Raw genomic sequence first — 18,941 nt, forward strand, 5'->3', positions numbered from 1 at the left:
TGGGGCGCTAGGCTCCGCGCGCCATGCCAGCCCTGCTGCTGCTCTCCGGTCCCTCCGCCGGCCGCCGTTACGAGGTGGCCACGGAGGTCACCATCGGCCGCAGCCCGTCGTGCGAGATCCCCATCGACGACGACAAGGTGTCGCGGCGGCACGCCCGTGTCTTCGTGCGCGCGGGACAGGTATGGCTGCGTGATCTGGAGTCTCGCAATGGCACGCTCGTCAACGGCCAGCGCGTGGAGGGCGAGGCCTGTCTGCTGCCGGGCGATCGCATCCAGGTCGGGGAGACGGTGGCCATCTACGAGCCGGTCGCCCCGGCGGCCCCGGCGCAGACGGAGCCGCTGGACGCCAGCCACGTCCCCATCGCCGAGGTGCTGCCGCACGTCGGGCCCGCCGCCGCGCTGTTCTCGGCCGGAGTGGCTCTGCTGGGCGCCACCAGCGAGGCCATGGTGCTGCGGCGGCTGGTGGAGGAGGCCCTTCATGCGCTCAATGCGGACCGGGCCGCGGCGCTGCTGAGCGGGCAGGAGGGGCTGCTCACCGCGGCCGTGTCCGGTGCGCCCTCCGTGGAGGTGCCTCGGGCCATGGCGAGCATGGCGTTGGAACTCAAGGAGGTGGCTTCCTCGAGCACCGCGCTGTGCGCCCCGTTGGTGGCCTCGGGAGGCAGGCCCTTCGGATTGCTGTACGTGGGATGCAACGAGCCGCGCTTCAGCGCCATGGATGTCGGGTTGGCCGCGGCGCTCGGGCGCATGGGCGGTGAGGCGTATGCCGCTCGGCGCTCCCGCGCGGAGGAGGAGCAGGCCGCCGTGGAGCAGGTCGGCACGTCCCGGCCCTTCCGGCGTACGTTGGAGCAGGCCCGCCGCGCGGCCACCAACTCGGCGCCCGTCGTCATCTCGGGAGAGCCCGGCACGGGCAGGAGCCTGCTGGCCCGATATATCCATGTGCACTCGTCCCGGGCGCTCGGGCCGTTGGTGGCCGTGGATTGCCTGCAACCCTCCGCGGAGGAGCTCCTCTTCGGAGGCACACGGGCGCTCGGGCAGCCTCCGCGCTCTTCCGCGCTCCTCCGCGCGGATGGAGGTACGCTGCTGCTCCAGCATGTCGAGGGGCTCTCGGGCGCCGTCATCGAGCGGCTGACGCGGATGCTCGCGCGCAAGATGGCGCCGGCGCGGCAGGGGGGCGAGGAGCCCGTGGATCTGCGCGTCATCGCCACCGCGAGTGCTCCCGCGCAGTTGCTGGCCGCCAAGGGCGAGCTGGACATGGCCCTGGCCATGGCCCTGTCGGGGTTGGAGATCGAAGTGCCTCCGCTGCGCGAGCGCCGCGCCGATGTGCTCGCGCTCTTCGATCACTTCTCCCGACGCAGCGCGGGGGAGGCCCGGAAACCTCCGCCCGTGTTGAGCCCTGGGGCCCAGCGCCTCCTGACGGAGTACGCGTGGCCGCAGAACATCCGCGAGCTGAGGCTGCTCAGTGAGCGGCTCGCACGCGTGTATGCCGGCGGCGAGGTGCATGCCCTGCGGCTGCCTCCGGAGATCCAGGAGGGCTCGGTGGCGGCAAAGCCGCGCAGTCTGCAGCAGATGGTCGAGCACCTGGAGCGCGAGGCCATCACCGAGGCGCTGCAGGCCGCGGGAGGCAGGAAGATCCGCGCGGCGGAGCGCCTGGGCATCAGCCGCCCCACGCTGGACAAGAAGATCGAGGAGTACTCCATCCAGGTGGACCGTTCCCGGCGGGGGTGAGGGGCTTCGGCCGCGCGGAGGGAAGGGGCCCGAAGGCCCCCGCGGCGCGGTCAGGCTCAGAAGGGGGGGACGAGCTGCCCCTGGGTGAGCGCACTGACGCTCTTGCGCAGCTCCTGGTGGACCCCCTCACGGAACCTTTGCTGGAGCCCCTCATGCCGCGTGGTCATGACCTCGGAGGGGAGGGTATACGTAAAGTCGCGCTGGCAGAGCACCACGTGCTGTTGCACGTCCACGAGCTTGACGGTCGCCGTGTAGAGGCCGCCTTCGAAGCGATTCTTCTCGGTCTCGACAGGCTCCTCTTCTTGGACGTCGTCGAAGACGATGGCATAGGCAACGGGCTGGGTATGCGCCTGGCCGCACGGCATCCACGGACGCTCGCCTGGCGGGGGGAAACAGCTTCTGTACACGAGGTCGCCGAACCGGATGCGGCGCTTGTCGCGTGCGGGATGCGTCGCCCCCAGGATCAGGAGCTCCGCATCCATCGCCTCCACCTCTCGGGTGGAGTGGATTCCAGGGCATACGTCCTCGGCCGGTTCCGGACCGGCGAGGGCCTCCTTGACGGCGGCGTACATCGCTTCCATGCGTGAGCGCTGCGCCTGGGTGATCTGCTCCTGGGGCGTCTGGTCCCCCGTCAATGTCTCGAACTGGCAGTCCGCCAACTCATCGGCCCCTCCGGCGACGGACCACCCCTGGGGCCCTTTTGCCAGGCAGAGCGTCAGCACGTAGCCGCTCCCCAGGAGTGCATGCTTCCAGCTCTGCCTGAGCTGGAGCCCATGGAACTTCAGCACCCCGGGATTTCGGGGCTCGAGCGAGACATCCCCGCAGCCCGTGAAGAGCGCATGCTTGCTCTCCAGGTAGTGCGCTTCGGCCAGGTGACACGCGTCCAGGGGGCTCAGTGTCTCGGCGGCGCGAAGCTTTGGTAGCTCCGCTTGCAACTCCGCGACGCGCTGGTCCCTCTCACGGATGATCGTGATGGCTCGCCAGGCAATGACTCCGGCGATGAGCAGGGCGAACGCCAGGACCCCCAACACGAGCCGACGCAAGAGACGCAATGCCATGTCCTCCAGGAACGAATCGGGCGCTCTTGCACAGGTCCACTTCCGCCGTGCAACTTCAAACCCGCGGGTTCGGGTTTTCACCAGTCCCTGGCCACCCGGAGCAGGAGTCGAGTTCTTCCTTAGAGGCTCGTCCAGTCGTTCAGCCAGATCATGAAGTGATCCAGTACGTCCGGGCGCGGGTTCTCCAGCGTGATGAGGCCCGGGCTGCTCGGGGGGACGGAGGCCGGATCGAGAGGCACATGGATCTGGCCTTCGACCTTCAGCAGGGGAGACACCGTGAGGTGGTACGTGAGCGGCGTGAAGTTGGTGAAGGTCTTGTACAGCAGGATGTACTGGCGCCCCGCCACCACCCGCTGGTCCAGGATGGCCGTCCCGGTGTCGAGCGCGTTCTGGTAGTTCTCGCAGGCCCAGGCGGTGAGCTGGAAGCCTTCGTCGATGTCCAGCAGCTCGATCGGATACGCGTAGCCATACGGATAGAGCTGGGATTCGAGCACGTTGGACTGGATCCTCACCGTTCCAGACTTCCGCGCCGTGACGACGTAGGCGTCGTAACGGAAGTCCGGGCCTCCAAACGAGGAGGTGGTCAGCTTCCCTCGAATCATGTCCCCGCTGCCGGGCGACGGCGGGGGAAGGGACGTGAGGAAGTACGAGGCGGCGTCGACTCGCGGGGGAGTCGCGGACTCACCCGAGATGCCGCCGGGCTGAATCGGCGAGGGAGCGCTGGCCGGTTCGGCCTCGGACACCGGCTCAGGCTGGCAGGCAGCCACGTGAGCGAGGAGCGCGAACAGGACGACGGCAGACGGCCTGCGTACGTCGAGCGCGCGGGCCGAACGGTATAGACGGTTCATGGATCTTCCCTCCCAGCAATCCGGCCCGACTCCATGCTCGGGGAAGTCCGGCGCGGGGTCAACCCCTGACAGTGGAGGATCTTCAACCCATGAACGTCGCGTTCCGGGCTACAGCTTCACCAACTCCACATCATCCATGTTGACGTACGAGGCGCCGCCGGACTGGGTGACCTGGGTGTGGAAGCCGTATTCCAGGTAGCCGCCAGTCACGGAGATGGTCGGCGTCTCCACCTGCGTCCAGTTCGAGTACGTCCCCAGGCTCGTGTAGAGGGGCGTGCACGAGGCGCACGTCTTCACCTGGATGCGCGCGAAGCCAAAGCTGCCGCCTGCCTTCACCCAGGCGCGCAGCTTGTAGTTGCCGTTGGCCAGCCCGGAACGGGTCTGGTACGTCCACGTCTCGAACGGCGACTGGCTCCAGTGCGTCAGGTGATACGAGCCGCCGTGTGCTCCTCCGTACGTTTCGCTGAAGGCAGCCCCAGCCGTGCCATTGGGCGACCACGTCGGCCAGTCCGATGTGCCGGACTCGAAGCTGGGATTGGGGATGGAGATCGTCGACGAAGGCGGAGGCGTGGTGCCATTGAGGATGGCGGAGGCCTGATCGGGCTGGAGCGCCGCGAGATACGCGGACGCCTGATCGAGCTGGGCCTGCTTGCTGGAGTTGCCCGCGTACTGCTTGCGCTGGTTGAAGAGCGTGTTGACCAGCTCCAACTGCGTCTGGGAATAGGGAACGCCCAGCTTCTGCTGCAGCGTGGTGAGGAAGCCGTAGCCGAACTCACGGGTGGGCTCGATCATGGAGCCCTCGCCGTAGTCGTTCCACGTGGCGAGCTGGATCCAGTTCACGCCGCTGTTCTTGGCCAGATCGACCGTCTGTCCAAACGTGCCGGTGCCATTGTAGGGCAGCGTCCACGTGGGGCCGCCCCAGCCGCCCGCCTGATAGAAGGGATTGAAGCCGGGATACGCCACCCCAAACTTCACGCCGAGAGGACGGTTGTTATAGAAGTTCGTCAACCCGGTGATGAAGTCCGAGTAGATCCACGGATACTCGCCGCTCGCGCTGCCCTGGGCCTGCTGCTGCTGGTACCACAGCGTCAGGAAGGTGGGCTTGGGCGATAGGACCGAGAAGATGTTCGTCCAATCCGAGGGAGCCGTGAAGGTCTGCGGCCCGAAGTCCATCAACAGCGGCGCGTTGTTGATGCGGATGTAGTTGCTCTTGGAGAAGTAATTGCTCTGCAGGTAGCTCATGTCCGCCCGCGCCGCGGCGTACCTGTCCGGCACCGAGCAGCCATACGTGGGCGCCAGCGAGAGGTTGTGGTCCTCGTAGACGATGGCGAACTCCAGCCCCACCGAGGCCGTCTTGGCGATGAGGGCCTCGGCGTTCTGCTTGTTCTTCGGATAGTCCACGCAGTTGAGCGTGCCGGGCCAGTCGATGAGCACGCCATCCACACCCGCGTACTTCATGAGCAGCAATTGGTACTCGATGACGTCCTTGTCCCCCGAGCCGTAGGGCCCGATGAGCGGATAGGCGTACGCGGCGATCCGCCCCTGGTCGGGGTTCTGGTTCGCCATGGTCCAGTGCTGGCCCCAGGTGCCATTGCCAGACGTGGCCTTGCTCTCGAACCAAGGCATCCAGTGAACGTAGACCTTCTTGGTGAAGGTCTTGCTCACCGCCACGGGAGAGCTGACGGTGGCCAGCTCCTCCGGCGCTGGAGGAGCCGCGCCGCTTCGTTCAGATGAATCCGCACCGCATGCCGCCAACACGAGTGTGAAGGCGACGCCCGCTGCACCGCTCCAGAGAGGCCGCGTCATGGCAAGGCTCCAACGGCAATACCGCTCGCCGCGCGCGGCTCTCTATCAGAAAACGAGACTATCTGGAATAGCTGAATTAACCGGTTTGCATGGGCGCGTTCAGTACAAGAGCAGCTTCCCGGCACGGAAGAAGCACACCCGCGTCTCGTTCTCCGTGTCCACGGCGGCGTCGATCTTCCCCGAGTCCACCTCGCTCAAGTCCTCCGTGCGCGACCAGTAGTCGCTCGTGCCGCGCCGGGCCACCTCCAACTGGCCCCCATGCACGAAAGCCAGGCGTGGGTTCGCTGTTGCATCCGCGGCGACAGCCACCTGCGAGAGGGTGAAGCCCTCCACGTAGGAGAATTTCACGGTGCTGGCGTTGAAAGGCGTTGCCAGCGTCACCTGCAGCAGCCCGTTCGCGGTCAGCAGCAGCGGGCCCGTGGAGGTCCACGCCGTGGAGGTCCTGGCGCTTCCCAGGCTCGCCGGGAGCGTCAGCGCTTCCGCCGCGCTCCCGCTCTTCCAGGCGCCCAGCAGGTTGCTCCCGTAAGGGATGTAGAGGGTGCCACCCGGGCTGAACGTGGCGTCTCCCCAGGGCTGCTGGTCCGTGGAGGCCGAGCCAGGGAAGGAGACCAGCGCGGAGGTCCACGTCGAGGCGCCTGCGCGGTAGGCCACCACCGTGCGCCAGTACGTGCCCACGCTGGGCACGGAGCCGTACCAGCCGTACACGATGGTGGGGCGGTTGTTGTTGGATGGGTCCAGCGCGATGGAGACTTCCGCGCTCGAATTCGGCACGGTCGAGGCGGAGTCCACCCGCTCGCGAATCCACGTGCTCCCGGAGCGGGTGGCGTACCAGATCCCTCTGCCCGCCAGCAGGTACACCAGGTGCGGTGTCCCATCCGCGGAGACGGTCATCGCCAGGGACTGCAGGACGATGCCTCCTGTGTTGAAGCCCATGCCGTCCACCTGTTCCATCGTCCAGGTGGTGCCCGTGCGCGTGCCGTACCAAAGAGAAGGGTGCGTCACGTTGTGGAAGGCCAGGTGCGCCACCGCGCCGCGCATCTCCAACTGACACGCCGAGCCGTAGCTCTCGGGTCCATTGACCACCACCTCCGGAACCCGGACGTACGGCGTCACGGTCACGGTGAGTGTGCTCGTGGCCTTCTGCCCATCATTGTCCGTTACCTCGAGCGTCACGGTGTACGTGCCAGGGGTGAGCCAGGTGTGCGTGGCCTGAGCGGCCGTGCCATCCACGGGCGTCGTCGAGTCCCCGAAGTCGAACCGGTACCGGGTGATGGTGCCGTCCGCATCGCTGGAGGTGGAGCCGTCGAAGGTCGCCACGCGGCGCGCCTCGGCCTGCGAGGGACCCGTGAGCCGCGCCACAGGCGGGAGCTTCACGGGCGCGGGATCCATGACGATCTGGACGCTGGCGCTGGCCACCCGTCCGCCGGAGTCTCTGCCCGTCAGGGTGATCTGGTGCGTGCCCTGGCCGAGCGAGCCCACATCCAGCGAGGTGCCATTGCCCAATTGCCCCCCGAGGCTCGACTGCCACGTCAGGCTGTTGCCGGTGAGCGGGCCGTCCTCGGGATCCTGGCCAGTGCCTCGCAGTGCCACCACGGTGCCCACCGTGAAGTGGGCACCATTGGACGGTGAGGTGATCTGCACGGTGGGTGCGCCGTTCGCGGGGAGCACCTCCACGGTGATGCGTGCGGCGCCTTCATTGCCTGTCGAGTCCCTGGCGGTGAGGGTGATCTCATGGGAGCCGGCCGTCAGCCCAGGCACGGTGAGCGGACTGCCAGTCCCCAATGGGCCCGAGAGGTTGGAGGACCAGCGCAGCGATGCTCCCGACAGGGAGCCGTCCTCCGCGTCCGTGGCCGTACCCTCCAGGGTGAGCGGAGTGCCCTCGAAGAGCGTGAAGCCATTGGCGGGGCGGGTGATGGTGGCCGTGGGCGGCGTCTGTCCCTGCACGGTGACCGTGACGAGCACGGACGCGCTCGTAGTGGCGCCCAGCGAATCCGTGGCGGTGAGCGTCAGCGTGTGCACGCCTGCCGAGAGCAGCACGCCCGTCACCTGCCGGCCCTTGCCCAGACTGCCGTCCTTGCTGGAGGTCCACGCCAGTGCGCTATCCCCCAGCGTGCCATCCTCCGCGTCCGTCGCGCTGCCCTGCAGGGTGAGGGTCTGGTTGGTGAAGAAGCGCGCGCCCTCGGTGGGCTGGGTGAGGGTGACCACCGGCTTCTGGTTCGTCCCCGGCGGGACGACGTTCACCGTCACACTCGCGTAGCCGACCTTGCCTCCCGGATCCACGGCGCTCAGCACCAGACGGTGGGCGCCGCGCGCGGCTCCCGTGAAGGACAGCTGCGTCCCGGTGCCGATGACGCCCGCCTTGTCCGAGCTCCAGATGAGCGACGCGCCCGACAGCGATCCCGTCTCCGGATCCAGAGCCCTGCCGCGCAGCGGAATGGGGGTTCCCTCCTCGAAGGAGGCGCCCGCGGTGGGCGACTCGATGGTGGCGCTCGGAGGCTGATCTCCGACGAGGACGGTGATGGAGATCTGCGCGCGGGCCTGCTTGCCCCCGGAGTCGGTGACATCCAGGCTGAGACGGTGCTCGCCCCCGGAGAGCTGCACGCGCAGGAGACTGCCCGTGCCCAGCTCTCCGTCGAGGTTCGAGGTCCAGCGCAGGGCTGTACCGTTCAGCGCGCCGTCTTCCGGATCGGTGGCCGAGCCCGTCAGCTCGTGCGGACCGGCGCCCAGCAGCGTGGTGCCGTCCGCGGGCGAGAGGATGCGGGCGGTGGGTGCGGCGTTCTCGACGGGAGGGGGCTCAGGCGGTGCGGGCTTGTCACCCCCACAGCCCGCCAGCGCCACGGCCGCGAGCATCAAAAGGATGCGTGAGGACATGGTCTGGCTCTACTGGAACGTCACCGTCGAGCCGGACTGGAAGCAGTAGTGGACCACGCCTGTCGTGGGCCGCTGCGCGCTGGCGATGCGCGAGCTCTGGGTTGCGGTCCCGAGGCTCGTATAGGTCCAGTAGTTGTTGGCGTTGGGGGTGGTCTGTTCCAGGGAGGTCCCGTGGAGGTGGATCTCGTGAGGCTTGCCCCCCACGACGACCAGGTCTCCCACGGGGGCCTCGAAGGCCTCGGTATCGCTGGCGTAGAAAGCAGTCACGGGCTGGGTGGTGCCGGGAGTGATGTCCACTATGACGCTTCCCGTTCGCAGCAGCAGGTGTCCCGCTGCCGTCCTCACCAGGGACGCATTGTAGTCCTCGTAGAGCTCAGAGGCCGTGTTCGTGAGGAACTGGAAGCTGGTAGGGGTCGTGGCCGGCTTCCAGGTGCCGATGGCGCTGTTCGCGAAGGGGATGTAGAGCGTCCCCGTGGGATCGAAGGCAATCTCCCCTCGGAGGGTCTGATCGTAGGAAGAGTTGGGGACCGGGAACGGGACAGTGGCGGCGGTCCAACTGTTCACGCCCGCCCGGTAGGCCACGACGGTCCGCTCCCTGTTGTAGCCCGCGTCAAGGCCGTAAAATGTATAGGCGATCGTGGGGCGGTTGCCCTGGGACGGATCCAAGGCGATGGAGACGCGACCGGAGGATCCATAGGGAGGGAGCGCCGCGGAATCGACGCGCTCACGAATCCACGTGCTTCCCGAGAGCGTGGCGTACCACACACCCCTTCCGTTCAACCGGTAGACGATGTGAGGCTTGCCCGCGGCGTCCAGCGTCAACGCCATGGGGGTCTGCACGATACCGCCCGTGTTGAAGCCCATGCCGTCCACCAGCTGGGTCGTCCACGTGGAGCCGTTCCAGGTGCCGTACCAGATCGAGGGGTGGGTGCCGTTGAAGTAGATGAGGTGCCCGTTGCCGGTCGAGTCGAAGGCCAGATCGCAGACATTGCCCGTGCTGTCGCTGGAGGTATCCACGGCCACGGGGGCGAGCGGCACGTTGGCCAGGTTCCCCTCGGACTGGCTCGAGGCCTCGGCGGAGACTCGGAACTGGAAGGTCTCCGTGAGTTGCTCGCCTGACTGCGTCTCCGCCGTGAGGGTGAGCGAGGCCGTGCCGGCCCGAGGCAGCGTCCAGGTGGCCTGCAACCCCTGGGTCTCCAGCTGTCCTCCGCTGGCGCTCCAGAGCACGGACTTCACGTCCGAACGCGAGGAGAGCGCGTGGAACCGCTCCACCGTCCGCTCCATGAAGGGGCCCTGGTTCTCACGCTGCAGGCTGAAAGAGCGCGCCGCCGGTGGCAGCGGCAGGTCCTCCACGGGCACGGGGGCAGGGGAGGACGGAGGGGACTCCGGCTCGCCACAGGCCGTCAGCATGAGGGGGACGCACAGGCCGAGCACGCGGGCCTTCGAGAGAAGCGATGCCATCAGTGGAAAACTCCGTTCGCGGGAACATTGCTCGCTTAGCCAGTCTGTTCGACAAGCGTCAATGCGGACTTACCCGTATCGGGGTTTCCCAAACCTCGCGCTTGCATGCCGGAGAGGGGGGCGTTATACCGGGCCCAGTAATTGAGTGTTGGCTCAAGAAAGCGCCATGGCCCGCCGCCCCTCCATCCGAGACGAAGACATCCTCGAGGCCGCTCGAGAGGTGTTCCTCGCCAAGGGGATCCGCGCCACCACGGCGGAGGTGGCCGATCGTGCCAGGGTGTCCGAGGGCATCCTCTTCCACCGCTTCAAGACGAAGGAAGGGCTGTTCCGCGCCGCGCTCAATCCCCAGCTCGCTGAACCGCCCGAGGTGCGGGAGCTGGTCGAGCGGGTGGGCAAGGGCACTGTTGCCGACAACCTGCAGGACGCCTGCGTGGCCCAACTCGCCGTCATGAAGGTGCGCATGCCTTTGATCATGCTCTCCTTCTCCAACCCTGGGCCCAGCGGCCTGCCCGAGCACTTTGAGCGCGGTGAGCATCCAGAGCCCATGCTGGCCAAGACCCTTGCCGCCTATGTGCGGGGTGAGGTGAACCTCGGCCGGCTGAGGGACGTGGACGGGGACGTGTTCGCCTACACCCTCGTCGGCGGGATGATTCATTACGTCATGCAGGGCATCCTCCGGCCGGACACCATGCCGCTGCCGAGCAGCGCCCTCTACATTCGCGGCCTCGTCGACCTGCTGCTGCACGGCGCGAGTCCGACTCCTCCTCCACGACGCTGACCCTCTCTTCCTCTCCAGGACACCTTATGCGTCTGTCTCACGTCCAATTATTGAGTAAGGCCTCACTCATGATTCTCTGTGGGCTCTCGGCCCTGGCACTTCCTCGGGGGGCCTGGGCGCTCCAGCCGCTGGAGGCGTTCGTCAGCGCCGCGCGCGAGGGCAGCCCGGACAACCTCGAGGCACAGGCGGGGGCCCTCCAGCAGCAGGCTCAGGCCGATGTGGCGCTGGGACGGACGCTGCCGGGGCTCTCGGCGCGCGGCACCTATACGCGCAACCAGTACGCCACGGAGATCTCGCTCCCGCTGGATCCGACCGCACCCCCGGCGACCATCACCATCACGCCCCACAACCAGTTGGATGCCACCTTCACCCTGAGTGTGCCCCTGGTGGATCTGGCCAGCTTCCAGCGTGTCTCCGCGGCGCGCACGAGCGCCGAGGCCTCCGCGCACCAGGTGGATGCCACCGCGCTTCAGGTGGAGGCCAACGTGGTGCAGGGCTACTACCAGCTGCTCGCCAACTCCGCGCTCGTCGAGGCGGCCCAGCGCGCCCTCGAGGTGGCTCGCGCCAGCCTGCGGCTGTCCGAGGAGCGCTTCAGCGCGGGCAGTGCTCCGGCGCTGGAGGTGGACAGGGCGAAGGCCGAGGTGGAGCGGCAGACACAGCAACTGACGTCCGCCCAGCTGCAGGAGGCGCTCGCGGTCCGCAGCCTCCAGTCCGCCACGGGCCTGACGCCGGAGCTCACGGGGAGCCCGGCTCCTCTGGGGGACGACCTGCACGAAGAGCCGCCCCTCGAGTCCTTCGTCCCCGGGGACCCCGCGCTGCCTCAGCTGGCCGTTGCCCAGGCCAACACGCGCGCGGCCGAGAAGCAGGCCCGCGCTCAACGCCTCACCCTCATTCCTTCGCTGTCCGCCTCCGTCACCGAGCGCCTCACCAACGCCGCGGGCTTCTCCGGCCGATCCTCCTCCTATCAGGCGATGGTCAACCTCAACTGGAGCCTGGACATGACCACATTCGCCAACATCCGCGCGCAGGATGCCGGCGTCTCCGCGGCCCAGGCGCGCGAGGAGCGGACCCGCCGCGCGGCCCATGACTCCATCCATCGTACGTGGAGGCAGGTGCAGGCCAGCCTCGCCCGGAGCCGCTCCGCTCGCGCCGAGCAGGATGCGAGCGCGCATGCCGCCGACCGGGCCAAGGATCGCTACGAAGTGGGCTCGGCCACGCAGCTGGAGCTGCTCCAGGCGCAGCGCGACGCCTTCAGTGCCGAGGTGAGCCGCATCCAGGCGGATGCCGATCTGGCCAACGCCCGCCTCCAACTGCGCATCGCCTCGGGCCAGGACCCCTTCGCTTCCAAGTGACTCATGACTGAAAGGAACTCTTCCATGAACGCTCGCGTCCTTCTGAGTGGTGGACTCGCGCTCCTGCTGCTCGGTGCCTGCAACCGGCAGGCGGCCGAGCCCCCCATGACGCCGCCTCCTCCCGCCATCCACGTGGAGACGGTCACCGTGTCGCCGCACCCCATGCCTCGCGCGCTCCCGCTCACCGGCTCGCTGGTGTCCAATCAGCAGTCGGACGTGGCTGCCAATGCCTCGGGCCAGGTGGTGAAGACCTTCGTCGAGCGGGGTGCTTTCGTGAAGGCGGGCACGCCCCTGGCGCAGCTGGACACGCGCAACGCCCAGCTCAGCGGTGCCGAGGCACGCGCCAACCTGGCGAACGCCCAGGCCCAGCAGGAGCTGGCACGCGCCCAGTGCGAGCGCAGCCAGAGGCTCTTCGAGAAGGGGGCCATCAGCCGCGACGAGTTCGATCGCACCTCCAGCCAGTGCAAGACGACCACGGGCACGGCCGAGGCGGCTCGCGCCCGCGCGGAGCTGGCGGAGAACACGCTCAAGGACTCGCTGGTGCGGGCACCGTTCTCCGGCATGGTGGCCGAGCGCTACGTGAGCGTGGGCGAGTACGTGCAGCCCGTCTCCAAGGTGGCCAACATCGTCGAGCTGGATCCGCTGCGGCTGCAGCTCACCGTGGGCGAGGCGGACATCGGCGCCCTCCAGGAGGGCCAGCAGGTGCAGTTCGACGTGGCGGCCTTCCCCGGGCAGGTCTTCACCGGCACGGTGAAGTTCATCGGCGCGGCGGTCCGCACCAACACGCGCGACCTGCTGGTCGAGGCCGTCGTTCCCAACCCGGATCACAAGCTGCGCCCAGGCATGTTCGCCACCGCGCACCTCCAGCTGCCCGATCAGCCCCTGCCCGCGGTGCCTCGGTCGGCGCTCGTGAAGGAGGGGAGCACCACGCGCCTGTTCACCGTGGTGGAGGGCCACATCGAGGAGCGAGTCATCCAGACGGGCCCGGAGCGGGATGGGCTCGTGGCCGTGCTCGAGGGGCTGAAGCCCGGCGAGCGCGTCGTCAACCAGCCCGGCAACCAGGTCAAGGACGGCACGCCGGTCAACTGACGGCGCTCCAGCTCACATTGTCTCCGTAAAGGACTTCCGCCATGCAATGGCTCGCCAGAATCTCCGTGAGACGCGCCGTCTTCGCGTCCGTGCTCATGCTCGCCATTGTCGTCGTCGGCATCGCCGGCTACGGCAACCTGGGCGTGGACGCCTTCCCCAAGGTCGACTTCCCGGTCGTCACCGTCACCACGCGGCTCGAGGGCGCCTCGCCCGAGGTCGTCGAGACGGAGATCTCCGAGAAGATCGAGGAGGCCGTCAACACCATCTCCGGTATCGATGAGCTGCGCTCGACGTCCAGCGAGGGTGTCAGCCAGGTGTTCGTCACCTTCGTGCTCGACAAGGACATCAACGTGGCCGCCCAGGATGTACGCGACCACGTGTCCACCGCGCTGCCCAACCTGCCGCAGGGCATCGACCAGCCCGTCATCACCAAGCTGGACCCGGACTCGTCGCCCATCCTCTACATCGCGCTGCGTCGACCGGAGAGCGCCTCCGTGCGCGAGGCCACCGAGCTGGCCGACAAGCGCGTCAAGCGCGAGATCGAAAACATCCCCGGCGTGGGGCAGGTGACGATCGTCGGTGGGCGTGAGCGGCAGGTGAACGTGTGGCTGGATGCCGAGGCGCTGCGGGCCCACGGCCTCACCGCCGCGGACGTGCAGCGGGCCCTGGCGAGCCAGAACCTCGAGTCTCCTGGAGGCCGGGTCCAGACGGGGCCCCGCGATCTCACCCTGCGCGTGGAGGGGCGCGTCGAGTCCGTCGAGGAGCTGGCCCGCATCGTCATCCGCACCACCAATGGTCACTCCATCCGTGTGCAGGACGTGGCGCGCGTGGAGGACAGCCAGGTGGAAGAGGAGACGTCGGCGAGCCTGGATGGGCAGCCCACGCTGGTGATGTCGATGCGCAAGCAGAGCGGTGAGAACACCGTCGCGGTGGTGAAGGGCGTGCGTGAGCGCCTGACGCGCATCCAGTCGGGGCTGCCGAATGGCTACAAGCTGGAGGTGGTGCGAGACACCTCGGGCACCATCCAGACCCAGGTGGACTCGGTGAAGGAGCACCTGGTTCTGGGCGCGGTCTTCTCGGCGCTGGTGGTGCTCCTGTTCCTGGGCAACGTGCGCTCCACCCTCATCGCGGCGCTGGCCATCCCCATCTCCATCATTGGCACGTTCGCGCTGATGTGGATCGAGGGCTTCACGCTCAACATCATCACCTTGCTGGCGCTGGCCCTGGCGGTGGGCATCGTCATCGATGACGCCATCGTGGTGCTGGAGAACATCTTCCGCTTCATCGAGGAGAAGAAGCTCAAGCCCTTCCCGGCGGCCATCCTCGCCACGAAGGACATCGGCCTGGCGGTGCTCGCCACCACGCTGAGCCTCATGGCTGTGTTCCTCCCCGTGGCCTTCATGAGTGGCATCGTTGGCCGCTTCCTCAAGGGCTTCGGGCTGACCATGGCGTTCGCCATCGGCGTGTCCCTCTTCGTGTCCTTCACGCTCACGCCCATGCTGGCCGCGCGCTGGCTGGAGCCGCCCCCCGAGCACGGGCACGCGAAGAAGTCGGTGCTGCAGCGCTTCGTGGACCGCTTCTACCAGCCCATCGAGGACGTCTACATGAAGGCGCTGCGCTTCGTGATGCGGCAGCGGTGGCTGGTGGTCGTCACGTGCGTGGTGACGTTGGGCTCGTGCGTGCCGCTGTTCAAGGCGGTGCCGGCCAGCTTCCTGCCGCCCAATGACGAGGCCAACTTCGAGATCAACATCCGCGCCCCCGAGGGCACCAGCCTCCAGGCCACCCACCTGGTGGCCGAGCGCATCGCTCGCGAGACGCGGCGGCTGCCGGGCGTGGCGCACACGCTCGTCACCATCGGTGACAACGCGCAGCGCACGCCCAACGTGGCCAAGGTGTACGTGAGGCTGGTGGATCCCTCGCAGCGCGTGCAGACGCAGCAGGAGATTGCGGCCCGGGCGCGGCGGGACATCGTCTCGAAGCAGCCCAAGGAGCTGCGTATCGACGTGTCGGACGTGAGCGCCTTCAACGCGGGCAGCTCCAGCAAGGCCGTGCAGTACATCCTCAACGGCCCCGATCTGGACAAGCTGGGCGAGTACAGCAAGCGCGTCGTGGAGGAGCTGAAGAAGACGCCGGGCGCCGTGGACGTGGACTCGAGCCTCGTGGTGGGCAAGCCCGAGGTCCGCGTGCACGTGCTGCGCGACAAGGCGGCGGATCTTGGCGTCCAGGTTTCGGACATCTCGAACGCGCTGCGGCTGCTGGTGGGTGGGCTCAAGGTGTCCACCTACCAAGAGGGTGGCGAGAACTATGACGTCCGCGTGCGCGCCCAGGAGGCGGATCGCAGCCAGGTGGAGCGCATCAACCTCATGACGGTGCCCTCGAGCAGGCTGGGCATGGTGCCGCTCCGGGATGTGGTGGAGCTACGGCCGGCGACGGGGCCCTCCGAGATCAGCCGCCTGAACCGCCGCCGGCAGGTGACGGTCGCCGCCAACGTGCAGCCGGGCATGGGCGAGAGCGTGGTGTCGGGCAACCTCGAGCGCATCATCAAGGAGCAGCACCTGCCGGCCGGGTACTCGGCTCAGCCGGCCGGGCGCTCCCGCGAGATGGGACGCACGGTCGTCTCCTTCATGGTGGCCTTCGGCCTGTCCTTCGTCTTCATGTACCTGATCCTCGCGGCGCAGTTCGAGAGCTGGCTGCACCCGCTGACCATCCTCGTCTCGTTGCCGTTGACGGTGCCGTTCGCGCTCCTGTCGCTGCTGATCTTCGGGCAGACGTTCAACATCCAGTCCGCTCTAGGACTGCTGGTGCTCTTCGGCGTGGTGAAGAAGAACTCCATCCTCCAGGTGGATCACACCAACAACCTGCGCGACAAGGGCATGGGGCGGCTCGAGGCCATCCTCGAAGCCAACCGGGACCGGTTGCGCCCCATCCTCATGACGACGGTGGCGTTCGTGGCTGGCATGATCCCGCTCGTCACCTCCAAGGGCATCGGCGCGGGCTTCAACCGGGCCACCGCGGGCATCGTGGTCGGCGGACAGACGCTCTCGCTGCTGCTCACGCTGCTGGCCACGCCGGTCATCTACTCGCTGCTCGATGATCTGGTGGTGTGGTTCCGCAACAAGGTGGCGCGCAAGGCCCCCGTGGATCGCGGCCGGGACGAGCTGGATGCGCTCGACCGCCAGGGCGCCGAGCCCGAGGAGTCGCTGCAGTCCACGGCCACGTAGTCCCGAGCGCGGACATGACAACGCCCCCGGTCAGCAACCCCGGGGGCGTCGGTTTGCGACGATGGTCCGCTGAGGAGCGGGAACTACATCGTCGGGATGAAGATCTTCAGGCCGCTGCGGCCGCCGGCGCCGAGCGTGTTGCGCTCGATGAAGTCGCTCACGGAGCCCTTGCCGTCGCCGGTGGTGATGGCGGTGTGGCCGTACTTCTGGCCCGCCGACGTCGAGGTCTTCTCCCAGGTGAGCACGAGGCCCGGGATCTTCAGCGCCTCGGACAGCGGGATGTCGATCTGCTTGAACTTGTCCTTCGGCAGGTTGTTGTCGATCTGGTTGCCGTTGCCCCAGACCTTGAAGCCGAAGGCGTTCTGGATGGCCTTGCTCACGCCGGTGGCGCACAGGCCCTGGCTCTTGTACCCACCGATGCTCATCGCGGCGTTCTGGCCCGCGCTGGCGAGCTTGCGCATCGCCGGGGTCACCTTGATGCCGTTGACGTTGGTGGTCCCCTCGGTCTTGCCGGTGCCCTTCGAGCCGCTGGTGCCGCCCGTGCCCGTGGTGGTCTTCTTGCCAGTTCCACTCTTGCTGCCCGTCTTGCCGGTGTCGAAGCTGTCGCCCCCGCCCGGGACCTTCAGGGTCTTGCCCGCGATGATGAGGTTCGGGTTCGAGATCTTGTTGGCCTTCGCCAGATCCTTGACCGTGGTCTTGAAGCGCGTGGCCAGAGCCGAAAGGGTGTCACCCGACTTGATGCGGTATGTGGACATGTAGATTGAATCTCCTGGACCCATTGTCGAGACGTCCCACCAGGAGTTGCGCCGGAATTTCTCGGGCTCTTGGAATTTGCCGATAATGCGACGCGTCAGGTCCTCCCCGGGAGGGGGGTGGTATCCGCCACGGCGGGCCATTTCGAGGAAGACGGTCGCCTGCTGCGGGACTTCTTGGGTAGGGTGAGGATGAACTCCGTGAAGGACCGGGCGTCGGTGTCCATGCGCAGCGATCCCTGGTGGCCCTGCACGACGATCTCGTGGCTCAGGGACAGCCCCAGCCCGGTGCCCTCGCCGGGCGGCTTCGTCGTGAAGAACGGCTCGAAGATCTTCGGAGCGATCTCCGAGGGGACTCCGGGGCCGTTGTCGCGGATGTGCACCTCCGCGAAGTCGCCTCGGTTGAGGGTGCGCACCTGCAGCACGGCTTTGTAGGTCGGCCCCAGGTCCCGCAGCTTCTGCTTCATGGCGTAGAGCGCGTTGTCCACAATGTTGAGGATGACGCGCCCGAGATCGGTCCTCACCATCTCCACGGGCCCGATGGACGGGTCGTACTGCTCGTCCAACTGGATCTCCAGGGGCCCGCCCTGGTGTCCTCCAAACGCGTGGCTCACGTTCTCCGCCACGAGAGTGTTCAGGTCCTCCGTCTCTCGCGTTCCCCGGGGCCGGCGGGCATGCAACAGCATCCCATGGATGATCGCATCCGCTCGGTGGGTATGCCCCGAGATCCGGCTGGTGTTCTCTCGCAGGGCGGACAGGGATTCTTCGAACTGCGCGAGCGCGGCCGGCTCCATCCGGTCTCGCTGGTTGCCGAGCAGTGAGGTGAGCTCGTCGACCCGCTCCGTGGCGAGGCCCGCGAAGTTGTTGATGAAGTTCAGGGGATTGCGGAGCTCGTGCGCGATGCCGCTGACCATGGAGCCCAGCGAGGCGAGCTTCGCATCCATGACGATCTGCATGCGTTCCACGGTCTCCCGCTCGATGCGCCGGTACAGAGCTGCATTCTCCAGGGCGATGGCGGCATGGCTGGCGAAGGCCACCAGGAACTCGAGATCCTCCTCGGAGAAGCGGTTGGGTGTGGAGAGGTTGTCCACGTACAGCACCCCGATCACCTGATCCTTGGGCTTCAAGGGGACGCACATCGAGGCGCGGATTGACTGGAAGATGATGGAGTGGGCCGCATCGAGCCGCGGGTCGTGCGCGGCATCCGAGAAGAGCACCGCCACGCTGCGCTGCATGACGTAGTCGACGATGTTCTGACTGTAGATGGGTTGCTGCGCGGGCGCGCCCTGGGCCGTCCTCGTGACGCGCGGCTCGATCAGTCCTGTCTCCTCATTGAGGAGGAGGATGGCGCAGCGATCCGCCGAGAGGAGTTGGAAGACCATGTCGAGGATCTTCCCCAGCAGAATGTCCACCTCATCGGTCAGCGAGAGCAGCTTGGCCATCTCGAGGAGGATCCGCAGCTTTCCATGGAGATGGGCGACGGCGTTGGAGGGATCGGCCTGGACGGTGGCTCGGCGCTCCGAGGATTGGAGCAGCTTCTCCAGGGAGATGGAGGTGAGCTCGCGGATGGCGTGAGGGCGCGGTTCCAGCCCCTGGGTTTGCAGGGGAGTGTCTTCGTTATGGAGGTCTACTGGCGGCGCGGTGGCGCTCTGTTCGAAGAACAGGGTGATTTCGCCCAGGGTGATGATGTCTCCCGACCGGAGCTTCTGGCGCTGCACGGGCAGGCCGTTCACCTGCGTGCCGTTCTTGCTCTGCAGATCGACGATGAAGTACTCGCCGTTGACGCTCTCCACACGGGCATGCTGGCGAGAGAGGCTGGGGTGGGGGATGCAGATGGTCTGCTCATTGGCCCGACCGATGGAGGCGGAGCCCTCTCCAATCTCGAAGGTGACCTCGTCGAGACGACCACGCTTGAAGATGAACCGCGGCACCGCGCACCTCCGGGGTGGTACGACGATAGCGAAAGAATGGGGACCTTCAC

At 67.4% G+C, this 18,941-nt stretch carries 12 protein-coding genes; 5 read left to right on the forward strand and 7 right to left on the reverse strand.

Features of this window, described 5'->3' with window-relative positions:
• The first annotated feature begins 23 nt into the window (after nucleotides 1–23).
• A complete protein-coding gene (locus tag KY501_RS09260) occupies nucleotides 24–1,724 on the forward strand; it encodes a sigma-54-dependent Fis family transcriptional regulator (protein ID WP_224362304.1) in 1,701 nt (566 codons plus the stop codon).
• Between the two features lie 56 nt (nucleotides 1,725–1,780).
• Here the strand turns inward: KY501_RS09260 and KY501_RS09265 are convergent, their stop codons facing one another.
• The 5 genes from KY501_RS09265 to KY501_RS09285 all read right to left on the reverse strand — a co-directional run bounded on the left by KY501_RS09265 (nucleotide 1,781) and on the right by KY501_RS09285 (nucleotide 9,768).
• On the reverse strand, nucleotides 1,781–2,782 hold the full coding sequence (locus KY501_RS09265; protein WP_224362305.1) for a hypothetical protein: 1,002 nt from the start codon (nucleotides 2,780–2,782) through the stop codon (nucleotides 1,781–1,783).
• A 119-nt stretch (nucleotides 2,783–2,901) separates the two neighbouring features.
• Nucleotides 2,902–3,630, reverse strand: a complete 729-nt coding sequence (locus KY501_RS09270; RefSeq protein ID WP_224362306.1) for a hypothetical protein — start codon at nucleotides 3,628–3,630, stop codon at nucleotides 2,902–2,904.
• 108 nt (nucleotides 3,631–3,738) lie between these two features.
• On the reverse strand, nucleotides 3,739–5,436 hold the full coding sequence (locus KY501_RS09275; protein WP_224362307.1) for a glycoside hydrolase family 99 protein: 1,698 nt from the start codon (nucleotides 5,434–5,436) through the stop codon (nucleotides 3,739–3,741).
• Nucleotides 5,437–5,535: 99 nt separating this feature from the next.
• Entirely contained in the window at nucleotides 5,536–8,307 is a 2,772-nt protein-coding gene (locus KY501_RS09280) for a PKD domain-containing protein (RefSeq protein WP_224362308.1), read from the reverse strand.
• A 9-nt stretch (nucleotides 8,308–8,316) separates the two neighbouring features.
• Complete coding sequence (locus KY501_RS09285; RefSeq protein WP_224362309.1) at nucleotides 8,317–9,768, reverse strand: hypothetical protein; 1,452 nt, start codon at nucleotides 9,766–9,768, stop codon at nucleotides 8,317–8,319.
• 166 nt (nucleotides 9,769–9,934) lie between these two features.
• On the opposite strand from KY501_RS09285, the gene KY501_RS09290 reads away from it, so the two are divergent.
• The 4 genes from KY501_RS09290 (at nucleotide 9,935) to KY501_RS09305 (ending at nucleotide 16,208) form a co-directional block, all read left to right on the forward strand.
• Nucleotides 9,935–10,546 carry a TetR/AcrR family transcriptional regulator gene (locus KY501_RS09290; protein WP_224362310.1) on the forward strand — a complete coding sequence of 204 codons (612 nt, stop codon included), beginning with the start codon at nucleotides 9,935–9,937 and terminating at the stop codon, nucleotides 10,544–10,546.
• A gap of 68 nt (nucleotides 10,547–10,614) precedes the next feature.
• On the forward strand, nucleotides 10,615–11,898 hold the full coding sequence (locus tag KY501_RS09295) for a TolC family protein (protein ID WP_224362311.1): 1,284 nt from the start codon (nucleotides 10,615–10,617) through the stop codon (nucleotides 11,896–11,898).
• A gap of 24 nt (nucleotides 11,899–11,922) precedes the next feature.
• A complete protein-coding gene (locus KY501_RS09300) occupies nucleotides 11,923–12,987 on the forward strand; it encodes an efflux RND transporter periplasmic adaptor subunit (protein WP_224362312.1) in 1,065 nt (354 codons plus the stop codon).
• A 41-nt stretch (nucleotides 12,988–13,028) separates the two neighbouring features.
• Nucleotides 13,029–16,208: an efflux RND transporter permease subunit gene (locus tag KY501_RS09305; RefSeq protein ID WP_224362313.1), complete on the forward strand. Its 3,180-nt coding sequence runs from the start codon at nucleotides 13,029–13,031 to the stop codon at nucleotides 16,206–16,208.
• Nucleotides 16,209–16,291: 83 nt separating this feature from the next.
• Here the strand turns inward: KY501_RS09305 and KY501_RS09310 are convergent, their stop codons facing one another.
• Together KY501_RS09310 and KY501_RS09315 are read right to left on the reverse strand one after the other, a co-directional pair.
• Nucleotides 16,292–16,963 carry a LysM peptidoglycan-binding domain-containing protein gene (locus tag KY501_RS09310; protein ID WP_224362314.1) on the reverse strand — a complete coding sequence of 224 codons (672 nt, stop codon included), beginning with the start codon at nucleotides 16,961–16,963 and terminating at the stop codon, nucleotides 16,292–16,294.
• A gap of 95 nt (nucleotides 16,964–17,058) precedes the next feature.
• The gene (locus KY501_RS09315; protein WP_224362315.1) at nucleotides 17,059–18,891 is read right to left on the reverse strand and encodes an FHA domain-containing protein; all 1,833 of its coding nucleotides are present in this window, start codon (nucleotides 18,889–18,891) and stop codon (nucleotides 17,059–17,061) included.
• Nucleotides 18,892–18,941: the final 50 nt, after the last annotated feature.

Origin of the sequence: Hyalangium versicolor (genome assembly GCF_020103695.1) — a bacterium.
GTDB classification, from domain to species: Bacteria; Myxococcota; Myxococcia; order Myxococcales; family Myxococcaceae; genus Hyalangium; species Hyalangium versicolor.

Coding starts and splice junctions, on each gene's coding strand:
- KY501_RS09265 (WP_224362305.1), bottom strand. CDS start 2,782: ATGGCATTGCGTCTCTTGCGTCGGCTCGTGTTGGGGGTCCTGGCGTTC.
- KY501_RS09260 (WP_224362304.1), top strand. CDS start 24: ATGCCAGCCCTGCTGCTGCTCTCCGGTCCCTCCGCCGGCCGCCGTTAC.
- KY501_RS09280 (WP_224362308.1), bottom strand. CDS start 8,307: ATGTCCTCACGCATCCTTTTGATGCTCGCGGCCGTGGCGCTGGCGGGC.
- KY501_RS09295 (WP_224362311.1), top strand. CDS start 10,615: ATGATTCTCTGTGGGCTCTCGGCCCTGGCACTTCCTCGGGGGGCCTGG.
- KY501_RS09270 (WP_224362306.1), bottom strand. CDS start 3,630: ATGAACCGTCTATACCGTTCGGCCCGCGCGCTCGACGTACGCAGGCCG.
- KY501_RS09310 (WP_224362314.1), bottom strand. CDS start 16,963: ATGTCCACATACCGCATCAAGTCGGGTGACACCCTTTCGGCTCTGGCC.
- KY501_RS09285 (WP_224362309.1), bottom strand. CDS start 9,768: ATGGCATCGCTTCTCTCGAAGGCCCGCGTGCTCGGCCTGTGCGTCCCC.
- KY501_RS09305 (WP_224362313.1), top strand. CDS start 13,029: ATGCAATGGCTCGCCAGAATCTCCGTGAGACGCGCCGTCTTCGCGTCC.
- KY501_RS09275 (WP_224362307.1), bottom strand. CDS start 5,436: ATGACGCGGCCTCTCTGGAGCGGTGCAGCGGGCGTCGCCTTCACACTC.
- KY501_RS09290 (WP_224362310.1), top strand. CDS start 9,935: ATGGCCCGCCGCCCCTCCATCCGAGACGAAGACATCCTCGAGGCCGCT.
- KY501_RS09300 (WP_224362312.1), top strand. CDS start 11,923: ATGAACGCTCGCGTCCTTCTGAGTGGTGGACTCGCGCTCCTGCTGCTC.